The organism is Kribbella flavida DSM 17836, assembly GCF_000024345.1.
GTDB lineage: Bacteria > Actinomycetota > Actinomycetes > Propionibacteriales > Kribbellaceae > Kribbella > Kribbella flavida.
This window is the reverse complement of sequence record NC_013729.1, coordinates 4,021,268-4,043,884: the sequence shown is the minus strand read 5'-3', so window position 1 is coordinate 4,043,884 and position 22,617 is coordinate 4,021,268. Positions and strand designations below refer to the sequence as shown.

Annotated in this window: 20 protein-coding genes; 11 read left to right on the top strand and 9 right to left on the bottom strand. The window is 71.2% G+C overall.

Translation table 11 applies throughout. The annotated features are described in order from the left end of the window. Positions 1–14: 14 nt before the first annotated feature. From KFLA_RS18660 to KFLA_RS18650, 3 genes are all read left to right on the top strand, one after another. Positions 15–947, top strand: coding sequence for an LLM class F420-dependent oxidoreductase (locus KFLA_RS18660; RefSeq protein ID WP_012921368.1), 933 nt, complete (start codon positions 15–17; stop codon positions 945–947). Positions 948–1,104: 157 nt separating this feature from the next. Continuing rightward, complete coding sequence (locus KFLA_RS18655) at positions 1,105–3,921, top strand: aconitate hydratase (RefSeq protein WP_012921367.1); 2,817 nt, start codon at positions 1,105–1,107, stop codon at positions 3,919–3,921. A 101-nt stretch (positions 3,922–4,022) separates the two neighbouring features. Beyond that, positions 4,023–4,739: a sulfite exporter TauE/SafE family protein gene (locus KFLA_RS18650; RefSeq protein ID WP_012921366.1), complete on the top strand. Its 717-nt coding sequence runs from the start codon at positions 4,023–4,025 to the stop codon at positions 4,737–4,739. Positions 4,740–4,800: 61 nt separating this feature from the next. On the opposite strand, the gene KFLA_RS35695 is transcribed toward KFLA_RS18650, so the two are convergent. After that, the gene (locus KFLA_RS35695) at positions 4,801–5,625 is read right to left on the bottom strand and encodes a zinc metalloprotease (RefSeq protein ID WP_012921365.1); all 825 of its coding nucleotides are present in this window, start codon (positions 5,623–5,625) and stop codon (positions 4,801–4,803) included. 149 nt (positions 5,626–5,774) lie between these two features. Between KFLA_RS35695 and KFLA_RS18640 the strand changes: the two genes are divergently transcribed. Continuing rightward, on the top strand, positions 5,775–6,335 hold the full coding sequence (locus KFLA_RS18640) for a HEAT repeat domain-containing protein (RefSeq protein WP_012921364.1): 561 nt from the start codon (positions 5,775–5,777) through the stop codon (positions 6,333–6,335). A gap of 123 nt (positions 6,336–6,458) precedes the next feature. Here the strand turns inward: KFLA_RS18640 and KFLA_RS18635 are convergent, their stop codons facing one another. From KFLA_RS18635 to KFLA_RS18615, 5 genes are all read right to left on the bottom strand, one after another. Next, positions 6,459–7,091, bottom strand: a complete 633-nt coding sequence (locus tag KFLA_RS18635; protein WP_012921363.1) for a maleylpyruvate isomerase family mycothiol-dependent enzyme — start codon at positions 7,089–7,091, stop codon at positions 6,459–6,461. A gap of 85 nt (positions 7,092–7,176) precedes the next feature. Then, positions 7,177–8,409, bottom strand: coding sequence for an RNA polymerase sigma factor (locus KFLA_RS18630; protein ID WP_012921362.1), 1,233 nt, complete (start codon positions 8,407–8,409; stop codon positions 7,177–7,179). A gap of 83 nt (positions 8,410–8,492) precedes the next feature. Beyond that, positions 8,493–8,840, bottom strand: coding sequence for a YciI family protein (locus tag KFLA_RS18625; RefSeq protein ID WP_012921361.1), 348 nt, complete (start codon positions 8,838–8,840; stop codon positions 8,493–8,495). Between the two features lie 98 nt (positions 8,841–8,938). Further along, on the bottom strand, positions 8,939–9,355 hold the full coding sequence (locus KFLA_RS18620; protein WP_012921360.1) for an HIT family protein: 417 nt from the start codon (positions 9,353–9,355) through the stop codon (positions 8,939–8,941). Further along, positions 9,355–11,262 (bottom strand): Na+/H+ antiporter, encoded by a 1,908-nt coding sequence (locus KFLA_RS18615; RefSeq protein WP_041289382.1) that lies wholly within the window; start codon positions 11,260–11,262, stop codon positions 9,355–9,357. Before KFLA_RS18615 ends, KFLA_RS18620 begins: the two co-directional genes overlap by 1 nt. A gap of 139 nt (positions 11,263–11,401) precedes the next feature. Here KFLA_RS18615 and KFLA_RS18610 point away from each other — a divergent pair, with 139 nt between their 5' ends. Beyond that, complete coding sequence (locus KFLA_RS18610; RefSeq protein ID WP_012921358.1) at positions 11,402–11,713, top strand: hypothetical protein; 312 nt, start codon at positions 11,402–11,404, stop codon at positions 11,711–11,713. A 68-nt stretch (positions 11,714–11,781) separates the two neighbouring features. Then, positions 11,782–13,302 carry a CocE/NonD family hydrolase gene (locus tag KFLA_RS18605; protein WP_012921357.1) on the top strand — a complete coding sequence of 507 codons (1,521 nt, stop codon included), beginning with the start codon at positions 11,782–11,784 and terminating at the stop codon, positions 13,300–13,302. 6 nt (positions 13,303–13,308) lie between these two features. On the opposite strand, the gene KFLA_RS18600 is transcribed toward KFLA_RS18605, so the two are convergent. After that, on the bottom strand, positions 13,309–13,803 hold the full coding sequence (locus KFLA_RS18600; protein ID WP_012921356.1) for a ribonuclease FAU-1 family protein: 495 nt from the start codon (positions 13,801–13,803) through the stop codon (positions 13,309–13,311). 53 nt (positions 13,804–13,856) lie between these two features. On the opposite strand from KFLA_RS18600, the gene rfbB reads away from it, so the two are divergent. Further along, the gene (rfbB, locus tag KFLA_RS18595; RefSeq protein WP_202796987.1) at positions 13,857–14,855 is read left to right on the top strand and encodes a dTDP-glucose 4,6-dehydratase; all 999 of its coding nucleotides are present in this window, start codon (positions 13,857–13,859) and stop codon (positions 14,853–14,855) included. Between the two features lie 10 nt (positions 14,856–14,865). Here the strand turns inward: rfbB and KFLA_RS18590 are convergent, their stop codons facing one another. Beyond that, the gene (locus KFLA_RS18590; RefSeq protein ID WP_012921354.1) at positions 14,866–15,387 is read right to left on the bottom strand and encodes a ribonuclease FAU-1 family protein; all 522 of its coding nucleotides are present in this window, start codon (positions 15,385–15,387) and stop codon (positions 14,866–14,868) included. A 159-nt stretch (positions 15,388–15,546) separates the two neighbouring features. Between KFLA_RS18590 and dxs the strand changes: the two genes are divergently transcribed. The 4 genes from dxs (at position 15,547) to KFLA_RS18570 (ending at position 21,839) form a co-directional block, all read left to right on the top strand. Beyond that, positions 15,547–17,442 carry a 1-deoxy-D-xylulose-5-phosphate synthase gene (gene dxs, locus KFLA_RS18585; RefSeq protein ID WP_012921353.1) on the top strand — a complete coding sequence of 632 codons (1,896 nt, stop codon included), beginning with the start codon at positions 15,547–15,549 and terminating at the stop codon, positions 17,440–17,442. After that, the gene (locus KFLA_RS18580) at positions 17,402–18,775 is read left to right on the top strand and encodes a gluzincin family metallopeptidase (RefSeq protein ID WP_012921352.1); all 1,374 of its coding nucleotides are present in this window, start codon (positions 17,402–17,404) and stop codon (positions 18,773–18,775) included. The genes dxs and KFLA_RS18580 overlap by 41 nt, the downstream gene beginning before the upstream one ends. A 132-nt stretch (positions 18,776–18,907) precedes the next feature. Further along, on the top strand, positions 18,908–20,287 hold the full coding sequence (locus KFLA_RS18575) for a hypothetical protein (protein ID WP_012921351.1): 1,380 nt from the start codon (positions 18,908–18,910) through the stop codon (positions 20,285–20,287). Between the two features lie 70 nt (positions 20,288–20,357). Continuing rightward, positions 20,358–21,839 (top strand): amino acid permease, encoded by a 1,482-nt coding sequence (locus KFLA_RS18570; protein ID WP_012921350.1) that lies wholly within the window; start codon positions 20,358–20,360, stop codon positions 21,837–21,839. On the opposite strand, the gene KFLA_RS18565 is transcribed toward KFLA_RS18570, so the two are convergent. Next, positions 21,826–22,617: an aminoglycoside adenylyltransferase domain-containing protein gene (locus KFLA_RS18565; RefSeq protein WP_012921349.1), complete on the bottom strand. Its 792-nt coding sequence runs from the start codon at positions 22,615–22,617 to the stop codon at positions 21,826–21,828. The genes KFLA_RS18570 and KFLA_RS18565 overlap by 14 nt on opposite strands.

The window sequence follows — 22,617 nt, the reverse complement described above, 5'->3', positions numbered from 1 at the left end:
ATAGCGTTGTCACCATGTTGCTCAGGATCTTCACCGAACCCCAGCAAGGCGCCTCGTACGACGATCTGCTCGCCGTCGCGCGCACGACCGAGCAGTGCGGCTTCGACGCGTTCTTCCGGTCCGACCACTACCTCGTGATGGGGGACGGCGACGGCCTGCCCGGTCCGACCGATGCCTGGATCACGCTGGCCGGTCTGGCGCGTGAGACCCAGCGGATCAAGCTCGGCACGCTGGTCAGCTCCGCCACCTTCCGGAACCCGGGCGTGCTCGCGATCAGCGTCGCGCAGGTCGACCAGATGAGCGGTGGTCGCGCCGAGCTCGGGCTGGGTGCCGGCTGGTACGAGGCCGAGCACGCGGCGTACGGGCTGGACTTCCCGGACACGCCCGGCCGGTTCGACCTGCTGAGCGAGCAGCTCGAGCTGATCACCGGGCTGTGGAAGACGCCGGTGGGGGAGAAGTACGACTTCACCGGCGCGCACTACCAGTTGAAGGACTCCCCGGCGCTGCCGAAGCCGGTGCAGCAGCCACACCCGCCGATCATCGTCGGCGGCGCGGGCAAGAAGCGGACGCCGGCGCTCGCGGCGCAGTACGCGGCCGAGTTCAACGCCGGGTTCAAGCCGGTGGACGAAACGAAGGTGCTGTACGACCGGGTGCACGCCGCCTGCGAGGCGATCGGCCGCGAGCCGGGCACGCTGGCCCTGTCGGCCGCGCAGCGGGTGGTCGTGGGCAAGGACGAGGCCGAGGTCGAACGCCGCGCCGCGGCGGCCGGCTGGACGCTGGAGCAGCTGGCCGAGCACGGCGTCGGCGGTACGCCGGACCAGGTGGTCGATCACCTCGGCCGGTTCGCCGAGGCCGGCACCGGGCGGTTCTACCTGCAGATCATGGACCTGGCCGACCTGGACCACCTCGAGCTCATCGCCGCGGAGGTTCTTCCACAGGTCAGCTGATCGCCCACGACAGTGACTCGATGTCGTGTATCTTGATGTCGAGAGATCCTGTGAGCCCGGCCGCGGGCGGAAGGTTAGGGCAACCTGACCTGTCGGTCCGGCCGGGCGCTCGGCAGGATGGGCTCTAGCGGATCAGACGGGACAGAGGAGCAGGTTGATGGCCAGCGTCGACAGCTTCGGTGCCAAGGGTGCACTCGAGGTCAACGGACAGTCGTACGAGATCTTCAGGTTGGCGGGCATCGAGGGAGCGGACACGCTGCCGTACTCCCTCAAGGTGCTGCTGGAGAACCTGCTGCGCACCGAGGACGGCGCGAACATCACCGCCGACCACATCACCAAGCTCGGCAGCTGGGACGCCGCCGCGGCGCCGGACACCGAGATCCAGTTCACCCCGGCGCGGGTGATCATGCAGGACTTCACCGGTGTGCCGTGCGTCGTCGACCTGGCCACCATGCGTGAGGCGGTCGCCGAGCTCGGCGGCGACCCGACCAAGATCAACCCGCTGGCGCCGGCCGAGCTGGTCATCGACCACTCCGTCATCATCGACGTCTTCGGCCGCCAGGACGCCTTCGAGCGCAACGTCGAGCTGGAGTACGAGCGCAACCGCGAGCGGTACCAGTTCCTGCGCTGGGGCCAGACCGCGTTCGACGAGTTCAAGGTCGTGCCGCCGGGCACCGGCATCGTGCACCAGGTGAACATCGAGCACCTGGCCCGGACCGTGATGGTCCGCAACGGTCAGGCCTACCCCGACACCTGTGTCGGCACCGACTCCCACACCACGATGGTCAACGGCCTGGGCGTCCTGGGCTGGGGCGTCGGCGGGATCGAGGCCGAGGCCGCGATGCTCGGTCAGCCGGTGAGCATGCTGATCCCGAAGGTGGTCGGCTTCAAGCTGACCGGTTCGGTGCCGGCCGGCGCGACCGCGACCGACGTCGTGCTGACGATCACCCAGATGCTGCGCCGGCACGGTGTGGTCGGCAAGTTCGTCGAGTTCTACGGCGACGGCGTCGCGGCCGTGCCGCTGGCCAACCGCGCCACGATCGGCAACATGAGCCCGGAGTTCGGCTCCACCTGCGCGATCTTCCCGATCGACGACGTCACGCTGGAGTACCTGCGGCTGACCGGTCGCGCCGACGACGAGGTCGCGCTGGTCGAGGCCTACGCCAAGGAGCAGGGCCTGTGGCACAACGCCGACGTCGAGCCCCGCTTCTCGGAGTACCTCGAGCTGGACCTGTCCACGGTCGTGCCGTCGATCGCCGGCCCGAAGCGGCCGCAGGACCGGATCGCGCTGACCGAGGCGAAGCAGGCCTTCCGCGGCGCCCTGCTCGACTACGCGCCGGAGACCGACGAGGTCGGGCAGACCGCGCCGGAGGCGGTCCCGTCGGCCGCCGACGAGAGCGTGGTCGAGTCGTTCCCGGCCAGTGACCCGCCGGCCAACGGGCGCGACCACGCCGAGGAGGCGCAGCCGCACGAGCCGCACCCGGCGAACGGCCGGCCGTCCAAGCGCACCAAGATCACGCTGAACGGTGCGGAGACCGAGCTCGACCACGGCCACGTCGTGATCGCCTCGATCACCTCCTGCACCAACACGTCGAACCCGTCGGTGATGCTGGCCGCCGCGCTGCTGGCCAAGAACGCGGTCGACAAGGGCCTGGCCACCAAGCCGTGGGTGAAGACGTCGCTGGCGCCGGGCTCGAAGGTCGTCACCGACTACTACGAGAAGGCCGGCGTCACGCCGTACCTGGAGAAGCTAGGCTTCCACCTGGTCGGCTACGGCTGCACCACCTGCATCGGCAACTCCGGCCCGCTGCCCGAGGAGGTCTCGGCCGGTGTGCAGGAGGCCGACCTGGCGGTCGTGTCGGTGCTGTCCGGCAACCGCAACTTCGAGGGCCGGATCAACCCGGACGTCAAGATGAACTACCTCGCCTCGCCGCCGCTGGTGATCGCCTACGCGCTGGCCGGCACGATGGACTTCGACTTCGAGAACGATGCCCTGGGCAAGGACACGGACGGCAACGACGTGTTCCTGCGCGACATCTGGCCGGCCGCCGACGAGGTGGAGCGGGTGATCGCCTCCTCGATCAGCAAGGAGATGTTCACCAAGGACTACGCCGACGTGTTCGCCGGCGACGAGCGCTGGAAGTCGCTGCCGACGCCCGAGGGCAAGACGTTCGCCTGGGACGCGGAGTCGACGTACGTGCGCAAGCCTCCGTACTTCGACGGCATGGCCAAGGACCCGTCGCCGGTCACCGACATCACCGGCGCCCGGGTGCTGGCCAAGCTCGGCGACTCGGTCACCACCGACCACATCTCGCCGGCCGGCTCGATCAAGGCCGACAGCCCGGCCGGCAAGTACCTGGCCGAGCACGGTGTGGACCGCAAGGACTTCAACTCCTACGGCTCGCGGCGCGGCAACCACGAGGTGATGATCCGGGGCACGTTCGCCAACATCCGGCTGCGCAACCAGATCGCGCCGGGCACCGAGGGCGGCTTCACCCGCGACTTCACCCAGCCGGACGCGCCCGTCACCAGCATCTACGAGGCGGCCCAGTCGTACGCCGAGGCCGGTACGCCGCTGGTGATCCTGGCCGGTAAGGAGTACGGCTCCGGCTCGTCGCGGGACTGGGCGGCCAAGGGCACGGCGCTGCTCGGCGCGAAGGCGGTCATCACCGAGTCGTTCGAGCGGATCCACCGGTCGAACCTGATCGGCATGGGCGTGCTGCCGCTGCAGTTCCCCGAGGGGGAGAACGCGGAGTCCCTCGGCCTGACCGGCGAGGAGACCTTCGACATCAGCGGCGTCACCGCGCTGAACGACGGCGAGATCCCGCGCACCGTGCACGTCACGGTCACCGGCACCGACGGCGCGGTCAAGGAGTTCGACGCCGTGGTCCGGATCGACACCCCCGGCGAGGCGGACTACTACCGCAACGGCGGCATCCTGCAGTACGTGCTGCGCTCGCTGATCGCGAACTGACACCACCACCGACGCCGTACCGGGACGTTCCCGGTACGGCGTCGGTGCGTCCAGGACCGGGGCCGCGTTCGCTCCGACCATCGAGGAGAGGCTGGGCGCTCGTGGACCTCGGCATCCTGCTGCTCGGTGGGCTGGCGGTGATCGTGGCGGCACTGGTCCAGGGCACGCTGGGCCTCGGGTTGTCGCTGGTCGCGGCCCCGGTGGTCGCGTTGCTGGACCCGTCCCTGATGCCCGGCGGCATGCTGGTGCTCGGCATGGTGATGCCGGCCCTGACGCTCGCGCACGAGTGGCGGCACATCGCCTGGGACCAGGCGGGCTGGCTGACCGGAGCGCGAGTGGTGACGACACCTCTCGGCGTACTCGTGCTCGGCTGGGTGCCGGCTCGCGCGATCGGAGCGGTCGTCGGCGGTGTCGTGCTGGCCGCCGTGGCGCTGACCGCTTGGCGGCTCGAGGTGCGTGCCTCCCGGCGCAATCTCGTGCTGGCCGGTGCGGTGGCCGGAGTGTCCGGCACGGCCGCGTCGATCGGTGGTCCACCGGCGGCCGTCGTGCTGCAGCACGAGCACGGGTCGCGGTTGCGGGCGACGCTGGCGGCGTTCTTCCTGATCGGCTCGATCGTGTCGCTGCTGGCGCTCGCGGTGGGCGGGCGGCTGACCTCGCACCAGCTGGCGTACGGCGCGACCTGGATCCCCGCGCTGGCGATCGGGTTCGGACTCGCGGTGCCGCTGCAGAAGCGGCTCAAAGGCCCGCGGCTGCGGCAGGCCGTCCTGTTGCTGGCCGGGCTGTCGTCGGTCGTGGTGATCTTGCGCGCGGCGCTCTAGACGCGGCCGTGCTGCCGGCGGAGATCCACCGGCAGCACGGGTTCGAAATGGTTTCAGCCGATCACGTGCCGGCCTTGGGGTAGAGCAGGTTGAGCACCTGGAAGTCCTGCGACGACGGGTGGGTGGACCAGCCGGCGCCGACCGTGCCGCTCTTCAGGCAGCTGTTGGTGGACGAGTTGTGGTCGAGTCCGAGCGCGTGGCCGAGCTCGTGGCAGGTGGTCTTGGCGCGCTGGGTGGCGTTGGTCAGCAGCCGCGTGTTCAGCTGGACGGACGCCGGGCCGGACGGCGCGTTCGCCGCCCAGGTGGTCAGGCCGTACCAGGAGTCTGCGCTGTTCACGGCGTACACGTGCACGCAGTGCGTGCCGTTGCCCGGGCAGCCCTGGGTGTACCAGCGGTAGTAGCTGTCGATGCCCGGCGACTGGTACCAGTCGGCGACCGCGTCGGTGACGGGGTAGCCGGCCGGGGTGTGGTCGAGGAAGTACACCTGCGGGTCGTTGTACTGGTTGTACGCCCATGCGTGGTTGCACCAGGCGGCGGCGGTGCCGTAGGTCGGGCAGGCGAGCAGGTTGGCCGATCGGGTGCCGACCTCCTCCCCGGCGTTCAGGACCCCGCTGACGCCGCGGGCGCGCAGTTCGGCCCGGAGCTTCTCGGCCGAGCCGGCCGGTTCGTAGCGGGTGATGCCGTTGACCTCGCCGAGCGCGTTGCGGTGCACGACGACGACCTCGTCGTCGGCGGCCTTCGGCTTGGCCGCCTGGCGGTCGGCGGTTGTGGCGGACGCCTGGACGGGAGCGGCGCTGGCGGCCGGCCCCCAGGTGGCGCCGGCGGCCGCCAGCGCAAGCAGCGCGGTGGCGGCCGCGGCGACGCCACGTCGATTGATGAACCTCACGGATGTTCCTCCCCCTTGAGCGGTACCGAACGTGATCGCTCGGTGACACCAGGACACCGGCTCGCGGCAGGACCGGACAGGCAGACCAACCGGCAGTTCGGTTTCTGCCGGTCGTCGAAAACTGTCGCAACGACGCGCTGTACTGAGCTGTGGCCGGTCATCGGGAAGCTCCGCGCGAGATCGTCCGCGCCGCCTGCGCCCGGTACGGCGAGGACACGGTGGTCGACTGGTGCCTCGCCCTGCTGAGCGGCGAGATCTCCGGCGAGGACGCGTACGGCGCGGACCTGCCGAAGCTGGTCGCGATCACCGGCAGCGAAAATCCGGGCGGCTGGTCGACGCCGGTCGATCCGGTGAACTTCTACTGGGTCCGGGTCTGGGCCGCGCGCGCCCTGCTCTACGCCTGGCGCGACGACGCGGTCGACGTACTGCGGGGCGCCGCATCCGATCCGGCCTGGCGGGTCCGCGAGCACGTCGCCCGGATCACCGCGCACCGCGAGCTCGGCCAGCTGGTCGACGCGCTGCTGCCGATGCTCGAGCACGAGTTGCCCCGGGTGCGGGCGGCCGCCGTCCGGGCGGTCGGGGTGGCGGGGGAGTACGAGCACGCCGAGGCGATCGAGCCGCTCCGCCAGGACCCCGACCAGGCCGTGCGCGCCGCGGTCGACCGCGCCCTGGAGAAGCTGTCCACCCGGTTGGACCGCCCGCTGCACTGAACGCTTCCGGCGACGATGACCGATGCCCGCCGCCCGCAGGGACACCGGTGGTTGATCGCCGCGGAAGCTGCGCCCGGCGTCCCTCACCGACGACCCGGGCATCGGGCTCGCCGACCGCAGGGTTCAGAGGGCGGCAGCGACCTGCTCCACCGCCGAGCCGGACAATCCCGCCAGCCCGGCCGGGCGTCCGGTCGCGGTCAGCATCAGATCGGCGAGGGAACCGTGCAGCTCGCGGGAGCCGGAACCCGCGGACCACGGGTGGTCGGTCGCGATCAGCCGCGTGTCGCGCAGACGCTTGTGCGCGCCGTAGAACTTGCTGCCGATCACGTGCTCCAGCGCGATCACCGCCGCCTCGGCCGGCATCGGCCGCGGGATGCCCAGCGGCCGGGCGACGTCCTGGCCGTGGACCAGCGCGTCCAGCAGCGGGTCGACGATGCCGGCGCCGAGGGTTCGGTGCGGTGAGGCGGCCGTCTCGCGGAGCTGGGCGACCAGCTCGGCGGGGGAGTAGCGGGCGGCGCGCTCGGTCGCCAGGGTGAACTCCATCCGGTCGAAGCTGCCGCGGGCGCGGATCGCCTCCTTGACGACCATCCGGAAAGTGGTTCGCGTCGACAGCGTCATGTGGGCGGCGACGTCGTGCACGGTCCACCCGGCACACAGCGAGTCGGCCCGCCACTGCGCCGGGGTGAGGCTCTCGAAGAGGTCCGCGAGGCTGAGCCGCTCAGCGGTGGTGAGAGCAAGGATCGCGCGGTCGTCCATGATGGGTTCCTTTCGTGGGTGGCTTCCCCATCACCACGAACGGGAAGCAGCCGGATGGACAGCCGCGCTGGAATTGTTCTCCGGGTCAGCTGCCGGCCGACTCGACCGCCGCGAGCCGGCGCTCGAGATGGCGGCGTTCCGGGGTCGTACCGGCGGTCGCCAGCGCTTCCCGGTACGCCGCGGCGGCGTCGGCGCGGCGGCCCAACCGGTCGAGCAGGTCGGCCCGCGCGACCAGGTACGGGTGGTAGCCGCGCAGCAGTGGTTCACCGGCCAGCTCGTCGATCAGGTCGAGCCCGGCCTGCGGCCCGTCGCGCATCGCGATCGCGGCGGCGCGGTTCAGCGCGACGACCGGGGACGGGGTGAGCGCCAGCAGTACGTCGTACAGGGCGACGATCTGCGGCCAGTCGGTGGTTTCCACGGTCGCGGCCTCGTCGTGCAGCGCGGCGATCGCCGCCTGCACGCCGTACGGGCCGGCCGGGCCGCCGGTGACCGCGGCGACCACCAGGGACCGGCCCTCCTCGATCATCGTCCGGTCCCAGCGGCCGCGGTCCTGCTCGTCGAGCAGCACCAGTTCGCCGCCGGGGCCGGTCCGCGCGTCGCGCCGGGCGTGGATGAGCAGCATCAGCGCGAGCAGGCCGGCGACCTCCCGGTCCGACGGCATCAGCCGGCGCAGGATGCGGGCCAGCCGAATGGCCTCCTCGGCCAGGTCGACGCGCTGCAGGTCGGCACCGGAGCTGGCGGCGTAGCCCTCGGTGAAGATCGAGTACGTCACCTGCAGGACGCCCGGCAGCCGCTCGGCCAGCTCGTCGGCGGCCGGCACGCGGAACGGGATCCGCGCCTCCCGGATCTTCTGCTTCGCCCGGACGATCCGCTTGGCCATCGTCGGGGTCGGCACCAGGAACGCCCGCGCCACCTCGGGCGTGGTCAGCCCGGCCAGGCACCGCAAGGTCAGCGCGACCCGGTCCTCGGCCGGCAGCGCGGGATGGGCGCAGGTGAAGAACAGCTGGAGCCGGTCGTCGGGCAGCTCACCGTCGGCGTCGGCCGCCGGCGCGGGCCCGGCCCGGTCCGCCTCCACCTGCAGGACGGCGAGCCGGGCGGCGTACGACTTGTCCCGCCGGAGCCGGTCGACCGCCTTGCGCCGGGCCGTGGTCATCAACCAGGCGCCCGGTTTCGGCGGCACGCCGTCCACCGGCCACCGGTTCAGCGCGATCTCGATCGCCTCCGAGGTCACCTCCTCGGCCAGGTCCAGGTCGCCGAAGCGCCGGGCCAGCGCGGCCAGCAACCGCCCCCGCTCCTCCCGGAACACCCGCTCGACCATGCCCGCCGACTCTGTCGACACGTCGGCGGCGCCGGCCGCACCCCCGCCGACGGGTGGACGTGGCGGGGGTGTGCCGGTCGGCATCAGCCGAAGTCGGCGACCGGACGGACGACGATGTTGCCGCCGCCCCGGGCGCCGGGGCAGCGGGCGGCCCAGTCGAGGGCGACGTCGAGATCGGGCACGTCGATCACGTAGAAGCCGCCCAGCACCTCGCGGGTCTCCGCGTACGGCCCGTCGGTCACCGTCCGCCGGCCGTCCGGAGCGACGGTGACGACGGTCGCGGTGACCAGGTCGGCCAGCGACTCACCGGACACCAGGATCCCGGCGTCCCGGACGGCCTTGTCGTACTCCATCCAGTCGGCCGGCGTGCAGCCCTCCGCACCACCCTCAGCGGTGGTCGCGCCCGCGTTGATCAGCAGCAGGTACTTCACAGTGCATCTCCTCCGTTCGTCGCCCGGGCTCGGCGCCGGGCACAGCAGTACCACGAACGGCGGGGACCGGGATGGACAGCACGCCCGAAAAAAAACTTCTAGCCCGCCAGCACGTCCCGCAGCTTGCCGGCGTACTCCGCGGCTTCGGCGTCGTCGGCGTACTTGGTCCGCGGCCAGAAGAACCCGCGCAACCCGTCGCCCTTGGTCCGCGGCACCACGTGCACGTGCAGGTGCGGCACCGACTGCGAGACCACGTTGTTCACCGCCACGAACGACCCCTGCGCCCCGTACGCCGTCCGGACGGCGGCCGCGACCGACCGGGCCGTGCCGAACAGCGGCACGGTGAGCTCGTCGGGCAGCTCGACCATCGTCGCGACGTGCTCGCGGGGCACGATCAGCGTGTGCCCCTTGAACACCGGCCGGATGTCCAGGAAGCCGACAACCTCGGGCGTGTCCAGCACGAGGTAGGCCGGCGTGGAGCCGGCGACGATCGAGCAGAAAAGGCAGTCGGCCATCAGCCGAGGGTTTCGTCCACGAAGCACCAGCGCCAGTTCTCACCGGGCTCGAAGCTGCGCATCACCGGGTGCTCGCTGCCGGCGAAGTGCTTGCTGGCGTGCCGGTTCGGCGAGGAGTCGCAGCAGCCGACGTGGCCGCAGTCCAGGCACATCCGCAGGTGCACCCAGCTGCTGCCGTCGGCCAGGCACTCCTCGCACCCGTCGGGCGTGTTCGGCGTCCGCACCAGCGGGGCGTCGGCCAGGTGCCGGCACGGACCGCCGGCCGGCGCCGGTCCGCGCAGGTCGTCGGACTGTCCGCCGACGTCGTCGGATGCTGAGCGATCCAAGATGGACTCCTCGATGTCGAGTGCGATCTGGGCCCGTTGCAGGACCTCGTCCGCGACGAGGCCCTCGTCGCGGACCTTCAGGATGTGCGAACGCTCGGCCTTCAGCATCGCCATCCGGAGTCGACGATAGGCCTCGCTCGGGGTTTCGTACTCCGTTTCCGGCCGGCCGAGTCGCTCCCAGGCGGCCAGCGCGCGGGCCTCGCCGCGTTGCCGGAGCAGGTCGACCACCTCGACGGGGTCCTTGTCGGTGACGAGCCGGGCCAGTTCCTCCTCGCCGGCGCGGTGCGCGCCCTGGAGGACGGCGGCCTCCTGCAGCGCGTCCTCGGCCGGGTCGGGCCCGGGCAGCTGCATCCGGCGGACGAGCCACGGCAGCGTCGACCCCTGGAGCAGCAGCGTGCCGGCGGTGACGGCGAGCGCGATGAAGACCAGCACCTCGCGGTGCGGCGTGTCCTGCGGCAGCACGAACACCGCGGCCAGTGTCACCACGCCGCGCATGCCGGCCCAGGACAGTACGGTCAGCCCCTGCCAGGACACCGGACCGGGACGGGACCTGCCCAGCGTCCGGCGGGACAGCAGGGTGACCGGGAACACCCAGATCGGCCGCAGCAGCACGACCGTCAGGAAGACGCCGACGGTGGCGAGCGCGATCGTGCCGGTCGAGAGCGGGCTGCGGGACAGGTCGTCCAGGATCCACCGGGTCTGCAGGCCGATCAGCAGGAAGACGGTGTTCTCGAGCAGGAACTGGAAGGTGCGCCAGTTGGTCCGCTCCGAGATCCGCGAGGCGGCGGACTGGATCACCGGCGCCTTGTGCCCGAGCAGCAGGCCGGTGACGACCACGGCCAGCACGCCCGAGGCGTGCACGTAGTGGTTCTCCGCGGCGACGTAGGCGATGAACGGCGCGGTCAGGCTCAGCGTGGTGTCGAGCACCGGGTCGGTGAACCGGGCGCGGATCTTGGCCAGCACGAACGCGACCACCAGGCCGACCAGGAGGCCGCCGCCGGCGGCCCGGAGGAAGTCCATGCTGACGTGCAGGAACGTCGGCGTGATCAGGGCCGCGCCGATCGCGGTCCGCAGGCAGACCAGCGCGGTCGCGTCGTTGAGCAGGCTCTCGCCCTCGAGGATCGTCACGATCCGGCGGGGCAGACCGACCTTGCGGGCGATCGCGGTCGCGGCGACGGCGTCCGGCGGCGCGACCACCGCGCCGAGCGCGAACGCGGCCCACAGCGGCAGCCGCTCCTGGCCGTCGGCCTCGGCGGGTCCACCGAGCAGCCAGTACGCGACCAGGCCGACGCCGGCCGCGGTGAACACGATCAGGCCGACGGACAGGGTGCCGATCGACCGGCGGTGCTGGGAGAAGTCCACCAGGCTGGTCCTGATCGCCGCGGAGTACAGCAGCGGCGGCAGGAAGCCGACCAGCACCACCTCGTGCGACAGTTCCACCCGCGGGACGAACGGCAGGTACGACGCCGCGACGCCGATCACCACCAGCAGCAAGGGAGCCGACACCCCGATCCGCCGGGCCAGCGCGGCGCCGGCGGCCACCACGGCGACCAGGGCGACGATCTCGATCGCGATTTCCACGCGCACAGTGTCGCAGGCGCTCCCAGCGCCACCGGCGCCGACGTAGGCAATGGTTTCGACCCTGGTGCAAGTCCTCCGCCGTGCCGTGATCGTCCGGTTACGGTCGCCGCTCGAACAGCCACCACCAGGAGGACGGCAGATGAGGCATCCGAGGACAGCAGCGGTCGGCGTGGCACTGGGAGCGACGCTGCTGGGGCTCACCACCGCTCCGGCGGCATCGGCGGCCCAGGGCACGTTCAGCTACGACCAGCAAGTCATCACGAACCCGGTCGACGGTACCTGCTACCGGCTGTTCGGCAGCTCGAGCAGCTGGCACACCGTCGCCAACCGGACCGACACCACGGCGTACGTCTCCACCGGTTCCTCGTGCGGTGGACCCCAGGTCGTCCAGCTCGCCCCGGGGATGAGCGGCGTCAACTCCACGGCGTACGGGTCGGTGATGTTCCGTTAGGTGTTCCGCCTGTCGGTGGTGTCGTCTACGGTGACCGCACTGAATCCGCCTCAGTACTAGGAGTCGCCGTGCGCCGCTTGAGGACTCTCGCCGTCGGATCGGTCCTGGCGCTGCTCGCCTTCGGGCTGCCCGCCTCGGTCGCCGGCGCCGCCGAGCACGTCACCACCCACGGTTGCGTCGAGAGCGTTCCGGAGCCGGGCAGTACGACGCCGGTGCGGATCTGCTACTCGCTCTTCAAGCCTGCCGGCGCTTCGGGGCGCAGTACCGTGCCGCTGGTCCTGCACAGCCACGGGTGGGGCGGCAGCCGGACGAAGGACCCGGCCGCGTTCGCGTCGTACCTCGACGCCGGGTACGGCGTGCTCAGCTTCGACCAGCGCAGCTTCGGCGAGAGCACCGGCGTCGCGCACGTGATGAACCCGGACCTGGAAGGCCGCGACGTGATCCGGCTGGTCGACCTGGTCGCCGGGCTGGACTGGGTGACCCGGCAGCGGCCCGGCGACCCGCTGCTCGGCGCGATCGGCGGCTCGTACGGCGGCGGGTACCAGTTCGCGGGCGCGTTCACCGAACTGCGCGACCGTGGCCGGACCAGGTTCGACGCGCTGGTGCCGGAGGTGACCTGGTGGGACCTCAAGCAGAGCCTCGCGCCGGACGAGTCGGCGCGCACCTTGTGGCTGGCGATCCTCTTCGCCGGCGGTGGGAGGAACCTGCCGCCGTCGGTGGGGGCCGCGTTCGTCTCGCTGGTGACCACCGGGGTCTGGCCGACCGGGCAGGCCGGCCGGGACCTGGACGCGTTCTTCGCCAAGAACGGCCCGGCCTGGCACGTGCGCAACGGCCGCAGGCTCGACATCCCGGTGCTGATCGGCCAAGGCCTGTCGGACAACCTGTTCAACCTCAACCAGGGCCTGGCGAACTTCGACCGGGCGCTCACGCCGCGGGCGCGCAGCCGGTCGATGCTGGTCGGTTACAACGGCGGCCACACCCTGCCGAGCGTTCTTCCGCCCGGCTTCGTCACGCCGGGCGATCCGTGCTCGACCGCTCTCGGCAGCCCGAACTTCGCCGCGCTCGCCCAGCGTTTCCTGGCGCTCAACCTCAAGCGCACGGACACCGGCCTGACCGGCTTCGGCCGCTACCACCTCGCCACCGCCGACGGCCGGTGCGAGACCGAGCGTGACCTCACGCCGAACCAGCGGTTCAGGGCCGGCACGGTGACCAGCAGCGCCAACGTCGGTCTGCCGGTCACGGTGAAGCTGGCGAAGGGGCCGATCAGCGTGGCCGGCGTACCGCGGTTGTCGGCGAGGGTGAGCACGCTGCTGCCGGACGCGGCCGCCTACTTCGCGCTCAGCGTGGGCACGACGCCGCTCGACGCGAAGATCGTGCAGAACAACACCTTGCCGCTGCGCGAGCCGAAGGTCGTGAAGCACGCCCGCCGCACGCTGGACCTGCCCGGCATCGCCGTCGACGTCCCGGCCGGGAAGTCGCTGTTCCTCACCGTCGCGCCGGCCGCCGACATGTACGCCGGCCAGAACGGCCGTCTCCCCAGCGCCCTCCGGCTGGACGGCACCACGGTGTCGGTGCACCGGGTCCGGTGAGGCGGGTCAGCGGGCCTGGTCGAGGTAGGACTTGTAGACGGTGAGGAAGGGCTCCTCGGTCAGCACGGCGGTCGCCAGCCAGTCGCAGGACGCCTGGGCGGCCCGGATCACGTCGGGTGGGTAGGCGTACTTCACCTGGTGCTCGGCGAACTCGTCCTCGTCGTCCACGTAGAAGCTGCCGTCCCGGCGCTTCACCACGTCCAGGTCGAGGTCGACCATCGTGAACTCGTTCTCGCCGAAGGTGACCGGCGTGGTCACGTCGCAGTAGATCAGCGTCTTCTGCGGGGCGTCGTTGAAGCTCGCGGTGAACCACCGGTCCCGCGGGAACAGCTGGGCGCAGGCCGCGGCCATGGTGATCTCCGGCTCGTCGCCGCGTTGCGCGACCGCACCGGCCGGCGCACCCAACCACACGCCGTACTGGTCTTCTCCCAGGTAGCGCATCCACTGGTGCCAGTGGAGCCTGCCGTCGTACTTGCGATACACAACCCGCACCTCGCGCATGCCGTCACCGTACCGGCGCGGGCGGTCACCTCCGCGCTCGCTATCCTGTGCCGATGCGACGGATGCTCATCACCGGCGGCGCCGGTTTCATCGGCTCGAACTTCGTGCACGACACGGTCCGGCGGTACCCGGACGTGGAGGTCACCGTGCTGGACGCGCTGACCTACGCGGGCAGCCGGAGCAACCTCGACCCGGTCGCCGAGCAGGTCACCTTCGTGCACGGCGACATCTGCGACGCCGAGCTGGTCGACAAGCTGGTCGCGGGCACCGACGTCCTGGTGCACTTCGCCGCCGAGTCGCACGTCGACAACTCGCTGAACGACCCGTCGCCGTTCATCAAAAGCAACATCATCGGCACCTTCACGCTGCTCGAGGCGGTCCGCAAGCACGACAAGCGGATGCACCACATCTCCACCGACGAGGTGTTCGGCGACCTGCCGCTGGACTCGGTCGAGCAGTTCACCGAGACCACGGCCTACGACCCGTCCAGCCCGTACTCGGCCAGCAAGGCCGGCTCGGACATGCTGGTCCGCGCCTGGGCCCGCTCGTACGGCGTGGCCGCCACGCTGTCCAACTGCGCGAACAACTACGGCCCGTACCAGCACGTCGAGAAGCTGATCCCGCGCCAGATCACCAACGTGCTGATCGGCGACAAGCCCAAGCTGTACGGCGCCGGCGAGAACGTGCGCGAGTGGACCCACGTCGACGACCACAACGACGCCGTGCACCGGATCATCGCCGACGGCCGGCTGGGGGAGACGTACCTGATCGGCTCCGGCGACGAGCGCAGCAACAAGCAGATCATCGAGAAGATCCTCACCCTGATGGGCGAGCCGGCCGACGCGTTCGAGCACGTCAGCGACCGCCCCGGCCACGACCTGCGCTACTCCAACGACTCGACCAAGATCCGCACCGAGCTCGGCTGGCAGCCCCGCTACGCCGACTTCGACGCGGGCCTGGCCGCCACCATCGACTGGTACAAGGCCAACACCGCCTGGTGGGAGCCGCAGAAAGGCACCGCCGAGGCGAAGTACAAGGTGCTCGGCCGCTGAGTCCCGGCGGTCAGGAGGCCGGCGCGGCCTCGGCCACGGCGCGGACGCGGGCGAGGTAGGTCCGGTAGACGGTCAGGAACGGTTCGGTGGTGGTGATGTTGGCGACCACCCACGCGCAGGTCGCCTGCGCGGTGGCGACCACCTGCGGCGGGTAGCCGTAGTGCACCTGGTGGGCGAGGAACTCGTCCTCGTCCATCACCAGCACGGTGCCGTCCCGCAGCCGCCGCACGTCCAGGTCGAGGTCGACGGTGGTGACGCTGCCGACGCCGAACTCGGCCGGCATCGCGATGTCGCAGTACACCTCGGTGGGGTGCGGCTCGTCGTTGAACAGGGCGCTCCACCACTGGCCGCGCGGGAACAGCCGGACCCGGGTGTGGTCGATCGTCACCCAGCTGCCGTCGGCGCGCTGACCCTTCGTGCCGGGCGTCGAGCCGACCCACAGGCCGTACTCGTCCTCGCCGAGGTCCAGCGACTCCACCAGCCGGTGCGGGCGGCCGTCGTACTTGCGGAACAGCGTCCGCACCGTCTCCATGGCGATCACTGTATGTGAGATACCAGGCACCGGTGAACCGGTCGCGTCCGGGCCGCGTCCCGTAGTGTGAGATTGCTCCGGCGGTGGTTGCCGCGTTCGGAATCCGGGCCCGGGGTGCATAGACTCGACCATTCGAGGACAACCCTGCGGAGGAGCTCGATGCGCTTGCTGGACACGGTCGGAGGGCCGGCGGACCTCAAGGACCTGACTGATCAGCAGCTGGCCGATCTCGCCGCGGAGATCCGCGACGTGCTGGTCGAGACGGTCTCGCGGACCGGCGGCCACCTGGGACCGAACCTGGGCATGGTGGAGATCACCCTGGCCATGCACCGGGTGTTCGACTCGCCCCGGGACCGGCTGGTCTACGACACCGGGCACCAGACCTACGTGCACAAGCTGCTCACCGGCCGGGCGGCGGAGTTCGGCAGCTTGCGTCAGCAGGGCGGCCTGTCCGGCTACCCGAGCCAGGCCGAGTCCGAGCACGACATCGTCGAGAACAGCCACGCCTCCACCTCGCTGTCGTACGCCGACGGCCTGGCCAAGGCGTACCGGCTGCGCGGCGAGGACCGGCACGTGGTCGCGCTGATCGGCGACGGCGGCCTGACCGGCGGTATGGCCTGGGAGGCGTTGAACAACATCGCCGCGGCCCGGGACCTCAAGCTGGTGATCATCGTGAACGACAACGGCCGCTCGTACAGCGCGACCGTCGGCGGCCTGGCCACCCACCTGACCAGCCTGCGCACCAACCCGCGGTACGAGAAGATCCTCGACCTGGTCCGCACCAACCTCGGCCGCACGCCGTACGTCGGTCCGCCGATGTACGAGGTGCTGCACGGGGTCAAGAAGGGCCTCAAGGACGTGCTCGCCCCGCAGGGCATGTTCGAGGACCTCGGCCTGAAGTACGTCGGCCCGGTCGACGGGCACGACCGGGCGGCGATGGAGGACGCGCTGGCCAAGGCCAAGGCGTTCGGCGGCCCGGTGATCGTGCACGCGGTCACCCAGAAGGGCTTCGGCTACGCCGCGGCGGAGCAGGACGAGGAGGACAACTTCCACCAGGTCCGCCCGCTGCACAAGCCGCGCGGCTGGACCGACGTGTTCGCCGAGGAGCTGGTCGCGATCGGGCACCGCCGCCCGGACGTGGTCGCGATCACCGCGGCGATGCTGCACCCGACCGGCCTGGCCGCGTTCGCGAGCGAGTTCCCGGACCGGACCTTCGACGTCGGCATCGCCGAGCAGCACGCGGTGACCAGCGCGGCCGGTCTGGCGATGGGCGGCCTGCACCCGGTCGTCGGCCTGTACGCGACGTTCCTCAACCGCGCTTTCGACCAGTTGCTGATGGACGTGGCCCTGCACAAGTGCGGCGTCACGTTCGTGCTCGACCGCGCCGGCGTGACCGGTGAAGACGGCGCCAGCCACAACGGCATGTGGGACATGTCGTTGCTGCAGCTGGTGCCCGGCCTGCGGCTGGCCGCGCCCCGCGACGGCGCCCGGATCGGCGAGCTGCTGAACGAGGCGATCGAGGTCGACGACGCCCCGACCGTGCTGCGCTACGCCAAGGGCGAGGTCTTCCCCGACATCGAGGCGATCGACCGGATCGGCGGCACCGACGTGCTGGTCCGCACCGGCACCGACGTGCTGCTGGTCGGCATCGGGTCGATGGCCGCGACCGCCGTGGACGTGGCCGAGCGGCTCGGCGCCCAGGGCTTCGGCGTCACCGTCGTCGACCCGCGCTGGGTGAAGCCGGTCGCGCCGGAACTGGTCGAGCTGGCCGGCAAGCACCGCTTCGTCGTCACGATCGAGGACAACGGCCGCGCCGGCGGCTGCGGTACGGCGATCGCGCAGGCGATCCGGGACGCCGGCGTGACCACCCCGGTCCGCGACTTCGGCATTCCGCAGCGCTTCCTCGACCACGCCAAGCGGCCCGCGGTGCTGCAGGAGATCGGCCTGACCGGGCAGGGCCTGGCCCGGGACGTGATCGAGATGATCGCCCAGCACCCCACGGACGCGCTCGCCAGTGAGCCCGACACCGCAAGCGGCCGGTCCGGCGGGGCCTGACCCCGGGCCGTTCCGGGGCCGCCACTCGGCAGCGCGGAAGCGGCGCGGGATCGGGCCGGTCCTGGTCGCCTTCGCCCTGGTCGCGGCAGCGGTCGGCGGCGGTCTCGCGCTGCATCGCAGCGGCGGCCCGGAAACGCCGTCCGTCGCCGCCGACGCGGCCCCGAGGACGCCCGAGGTCGACCGCGCCGCCCGGGCGGCCGGGGTGGACGCGGTGCTGGCCGCCCGCGCCGAGGCGGTCCGGCTGAACAAGCCCGAGCAGTTCGTCGCGGCGGTCGACCCCGGCAACCGGGCCCTGCTCGCGCGGCAGCGCACGCTGTTCGCGAACCTGCGGCAGTTCGGCTTCGCCGGCCTGCGCTACGAGCGGCTGCAGGAGCAGTACGACCAGGCCCTCACCGACAAGTACGGTCCGTCGACGTTCGTCGTCGCGATCGCGATGACCTACCAGATCCGGGGCATCGACCCGGTACCGGCACGGACCATGCTGGGCTACACGTTCGTGCAGCGGGCCGGCGCCTGGATCCTGGTCTCCGACACCGATCTCGACCGGCGGTTGCCGCGCGGGTCCCACCAGGAGGCCTGGGACGTCGGTGCGGTGCTGGTCAAACGAGCGCCCCGCGTCCTCGTCGTGGTGGAGCGGGATCAGGCGAAGCTGGCGACCAGCCTGCTGACCAAGGCCGGCAGCGCGGTCCGGGCCGTCGGCAAGAGCTGGCCGGGCGGGTGGCGGGGCGCCGGCGTGGTGATCGCGCTCGACGACAAGATCGTGCGCGGCGCCGACTACACGCTGCCCAAGAACGCCGAGGACGCGCTCGCGATGGCGACCTGGGTGTACCGGTCGCTGCCCGGCGAGGTCAGCGGAGTGGGGGAGCGCACCGACTCCTACGTCGTGCTCAACCCGCGCAACCGGGACCGCGTCGACGCCCGGACCCTGGCGCACGAGTTCACCCACGTCGCGACCGCGCCGTACGGGTCGTTCGCGCCGCGCTGGCTGGTCGAGGGCACCGCGACGTACCTGGAGTTCCTGCCGATGGACGGCGCGAGGGATCTCGCGATCGGCACCTACCGGCAGACCGTGCGGACGAAGTACCTGGCCACGGCCAAGGCGCTGCCGTCGGACAGCGTCTTCTTCCGCGACTCGGCCACGTCGTACCCGCTGTCCTGGCTCGCCGTGGACCTGCTGTTCGACCGCTTCGGCGGCACCGAGGTCGTGACGCTGTACCAGGAGATGGCGGCTCTCGGCAGCACCCAGAAGGAGCGCGACCGGATCATGCTGGAGCACGTCGGGATGACCGAGGCCGGACTGTTCCAGGCGGTGAAAGCGGCCGCCGCGGCCTGAGCGGGGCACGGAAGCGGTACCGGTTTTGCCCGGGCCTTCCCGGGGCACCGTGTCTCCCCGGCGTGTCGGTGGTGGATCCGGCAGGACCGAGTAGGGTAGCCGGGCTGTAACAGACCGGAGGATCGACCCGACGTGAGTTTGCCACCACCGAGCGCCGCCCCGGCGGGCGCGCAGATCCCGTCGCCCGGGCCGCGCCGCTGGCTGGGCCTGCTGGCCGCGGTCGCCGTGACGTGTGGTGGCGTCGTCCACGCGGTCGAGCAGCGGGAGGAGGACGCCCGTCGCCGGCCGCCCGCCGCGACCGTCACCCCCGTCCTACCCCCGAACCAGGGCACCAAACCGCCGTCCAAGACCGCCGCCGCCGTCGCGGCCCGCCGGCTGGCCGTCGACACCGTGCTGCTGCGCCGGGCCCGCGCGGTCCGGACCGGCAACGAGCAGCTCTTCCTGGCCGACGTCGACCCGGCCGACGCGAAGTTGCGCCAGGAGCAGCGGGTGCTGTTCGCCAACCTGGTCGAGATCGGCTTCACCGAGATCGGGTACAGCCAGGCCGAGGAGCGGTTCGACCCGGTGGTGGTGCGCGAGCACGGCCCGTCGACGTACCTGGTCCGGGTACTGATGCGCTACCAGATCCCCAAGGTCGACCACGACCCGGTGACCACCGAGCTCGGCTACACGTTCGTCAGCCGGGGCGGCCGCTGGATCCTCACCGACGACGACGACCTGGACGACGACCTCGGCCCGACCGCGCACCGGGAGCCGTGGGACCTGGGCCGGATCGAGGTCCGGCGCACTCCCCGGGTGCTGGCGATCGTGGAGAAGGGCGACACCGAGCGGGCCCGGGCGATCGTTGCCGAAGCCAACGAAGCGCTCGGCCAGGTGGCGGCGTACTGGCCGCGGCGCTGGCAGGGCTCGGTGCTGATCGCGGCGCTGGACGACACCGAGGTGCGCGACGCCCGGTTCGCCGACGAGGACATCGAGTCCGCGGCCAGCGCCGGCTCGACGTTCTCCTCGCTGCCGGGCCAGGACACCGCCGACGGCACGGTCGCGGGCGCGTACATCGTGGTGAACCCCAAGGAGCGGGACCGGATCGACGAGATCCTGCTGTCGCACGAGATCACTCACGTCGCGACCGCCGACCTCGGCGGCTACGAGCCGCTCTGGCTGGCCGAAGGCGCCGCGGAGTACGTGTCCTGGCGGGGGATCGAGGCGGTCAGCGGTCCCGGCGAGGTCGCCCAGTGGGAGCAGGAGGTCATCGACGACGCGCTGCCGGGGCTGAACGCGCTGCCCTCCGACCTCGGCTTCTACCAGAGCAACGCCGACGTGTACGGCGTGAGCTGGCTGGCCGTGCGCTTCCTGGTCCGCGAGGTCGGACTGGCCGCGGTGGAGGATCTGTACGAGGACCTGGCCCGGCACGGCACCGACCAGGCGAACCGGGACCGGATACTCCTCAGCCGGACTGGGTACACCGAAGCGACGTTGTGGATCTCACTGAAGGACTACCGGCCGCAACGCTGAGTGGCGGATTGACCTCGCCGCGTCGCAGCGGCATGGTCGTTCTGTTCCGTCCAAGTTTTCAGGAGGCGTCATGAGTCTGTTGCGGACCAAGACGATCGAGCAGTCGATCGCGGACACCGACGAGCCGGAGTACCAGCTCAAGAAACGCCTCACCGCCCTCGACCTGACCGTGTTCGGGATCGGCGTGATCATCGGTGCCGGGATCTTCACCCTCACCGGCCGGGCCGCGCAGGCCTACGCCGGGCCGAGCATCGCGCTGTCGTTCGTGCTGGCCGCGATCTGCTGCGGGCTCGCTGCGCTGTGCTACGCGGAGTTCTCCTCGACCGTGCCGGTGTCCGGCTCGGCGTACACCTTCTCCTACTTCTCGCTCGGCGAGATCTTCGCCTGGATCATCGGCTGGGACCTGCTGCTGGAGCTGATGCTCGGGGCAAGCGTCGTCGCCCAGGGCTGGTCGTCGTACGCCGCGCTGTTCCTGGAGCAGATCGGGCTGAGCTGGCCGGAGTCGATCGGCCCGGACAGCAGCGTCAACGTGCTGGCGATGCTGCTGGTGCTCGTGCTGACCGTGCTGGCCACGATCGGCATCAAGGAGTCGCTGCGGGTGAACCTGGTGCTGGTCGCGGTCAAGCTGTTCGTGGTGCTGTTCGTGATCGTGGCCGGTCTGTTCTACGTCAAGGGTTCGAACCTGACCCCGTTCATCCCGCCGAGCGTGCCGGCCGAGGGCGGCGAGGTCACCGCCACCACCCCGTTGTTCCAGGCGCTGTTCGGCTTCGTGCCGTCGTCGTTCGGCGTGATGGGGCTGATCTCGGGCGCCTCGCTGGTGTTCTTCGCGTTCATCGGGTTCGACGTGGTCGCCACCACCGCCGAGGAGGCCAGGAACCCGCAGCGCGACCTGCCCCGCGGCATCATCGGCTCGCTGGCGATCTGCACGGTGCTGTACGTGCTGGTCTGCATCGTGATCACCGGGATGGTCAACTACAAGGACATCAACAGCGAGGCCGCGCTGGCGGAGGCGTTCCGCTCGGTCGGCCGGCCCGGGTTCGCGACGCTGATCTCGGCCGGTGCGGTGGCCGGTCTGACCACCGTGGTGCTGACGCTGATGATCGGCGCCGCCCGGGTGGTGTTCGCGATGAGCCGCGACCACCTGGTGCCGGCCCGGATCGGCAAGACGCACCCGAAGTTCGGTACGCCGTACCGGCTGACGCTCGGGATCGGCGTGCTGGTCGCGCTGGTGGCCGGCCTGACCCCGATCGGCAAGCTGGAGGAGATGGTGAACATCGGCACCTTGGCCGCGTTCACGATGGTCGCGATCGCGGTCCCGCTGCTGCGCCGCCGCCGGCCGGACATCCAGCGCGCGTTCCGGGTCCCCGGCAACCCGGTGGTGCCGATTCTCGCCGCGCTGATCTCCATCTACCTGATGCTGAACCTGTCGCTCGAGACCTGGCTGCGGTTCGCGATCTGGATGGCCCTCGGCTTCGCCGTGTACGCCGTCTACGGGTACCGCCGCAGCCGCGTCGGCCGCGAGGAGCAGACCGGCGAGGTCACCAGGGCGTGACCGTGTCCCCGGCCGCGAGCGCCCGCGCGTAGTCCGCGAGCTCGATCGTCCGGGTGACCACCACCGGATCGGCCGCGTCCTCGGGATCGAACCCGAGGGCGCGGCCGTCCAGCGCCCGGCGGCACAGCTCGGTCCACTTCGTCCCGAGGGCGTCGATTGCCCACAGCAACGCCGCCTTCTTGGAGCAGACCCGGCCCTCGGCCAGCGTGTAGAGCATCCGGCACAGCGTCGTCACGGCGTACCGCTGGCCCCAGGCCATCTCGATCGAGACCCAGGTGGCGAGGTCGGGCAGCAAGCGGGGGATGTCGGCGCGCATCCGTGCCCGCAGCGCCTCCGGCGGGACGACCTCGACGAAGGTCTTCGGATCCGGCCCGGCCAGCGTCACGCCGTACTCGCGCAGGGTCCAGCGCACGACTTCGCTGTTGCAGTGCGTCGACCACTGCATCTCCCGCCAGCCGTGGTCGACGTAGAGCCAGTCGCGACCGAGTCCGTCGAGCGTGCGCAGGTCGGCCAGCAGCGGGTACGAGCCCTCCAGGTGCTGGGTCCAGAAGCCCGGCCGCGCGGGGATCTCGGCGTGCAGCGCACGCAGCGCGGACTCCTGGGCTTCGGTGACCGGCCGGTGCACCGGGATCAGGAAGTCGCAGTCGCTGTGCAGGTCCGCGTCGCCGAGCGCGAACGAGCCTTGCAGGTAGGCGCCGGCGAAGCTGTCGCCGAGAAGGTCCCGGGCGGCGGATGTCAGTTCCTGCAACAGCTGATTCAGCTCCGGGTAGACGGTCAT

What these genes read in the sequence shown, in the direction of transcription:
- KFLA_RS18660 (WP_012921368.1), top strand. Translation starts at nt 15, where the DNA reads ATGTTGCTCAGGATCTTCACCGAACCCCAGCAAGGCGCCTCGTACGAC.
- KFLA_RS18655 (WP_012921367.1), top strand. Translation starts at nt 1,105, where the DNA reads ATGGCCAGCGTCGACAGCTTCGGTGCCAAGGGTGCACTCGAGGTCAAC.
- KFLA_RS18635 (WP_012921363.1), bottom strand. Translation starts at nt 7,091, where the DNA reads ATGGACGACCGCGCGATCCTTGCTCTCACCACCGCTGAGCGGCTCAGC.
- KFLA_RS18630 (WP_012921362.1), bottom strand. Translation starts at nt 8,409, where the DNA reads ATGGTCGAGCGGGTGTTCCGGGAGGAGCGGGGGCGGTTGCTGGCCGCG.
- KFLA_RS18620 (WP_012921360.1), bottom strand. Translation starts at nt 9,355, where the DNA reads ATGGCCGACTGCCTTTTCTGCTCGATCGTCGCCGGCTCCACGCCGGCC.
- KFLA_RS18610 (WP_012921358.1), top strand. Translation starts at nt 11,402, where the DNA reads ATGAGGCATCCGAGGACAGCAGCGGTCGGCGTGGCACTGGGAGCGACG.
- KFLA_RS18600 (WP_012921356.1), bottom strand. Translation starts at nt 13,803, where the DNA reads ATGCGCGAGGTGCGGGTTGTGTATCGCAAGTACGACGGCAGGCTCCAC.
- rfbB (WP_202796987.1), top strand. Translation starts at nt 13,857, where the DNA reads ATGCGACGGATGCTCATCACCGGCGGCGCCGGTTTCATCGGCTCGAAC.
- KFLA_RS18590 (WP_012921354.1), bottom strand. Translation starts at nt 15,387, where the DNA reads ATGGAGACGGTGCGGACGCTGTTCCGCAAGTACGACGGCCGCCCGCAC.
- dxs (WP_012921353.1), top strand. Translation starts at nt 15,547, where the DNA reads ATGCGCTTGCTGGACACGGTCGGAGGGCCGGCGGACCTCAAGGACCTG.
- KFLA_RS18570 (WP_012921350.1), top strand. Translation starts at nt 20,358, where the DNA reads ATGAGTCTGTTGCGGACCAAGACGATCGAGCAGTCGATCGCGGACACC.
- KFLA_RS18565 (WP_012921349.1), bottom strand. Translation starts at nt 22,617, where the DNA reads ATGACCGTCTACCCGGAGCTGAATCAGCTGTTGCAGGAACTGACATCC.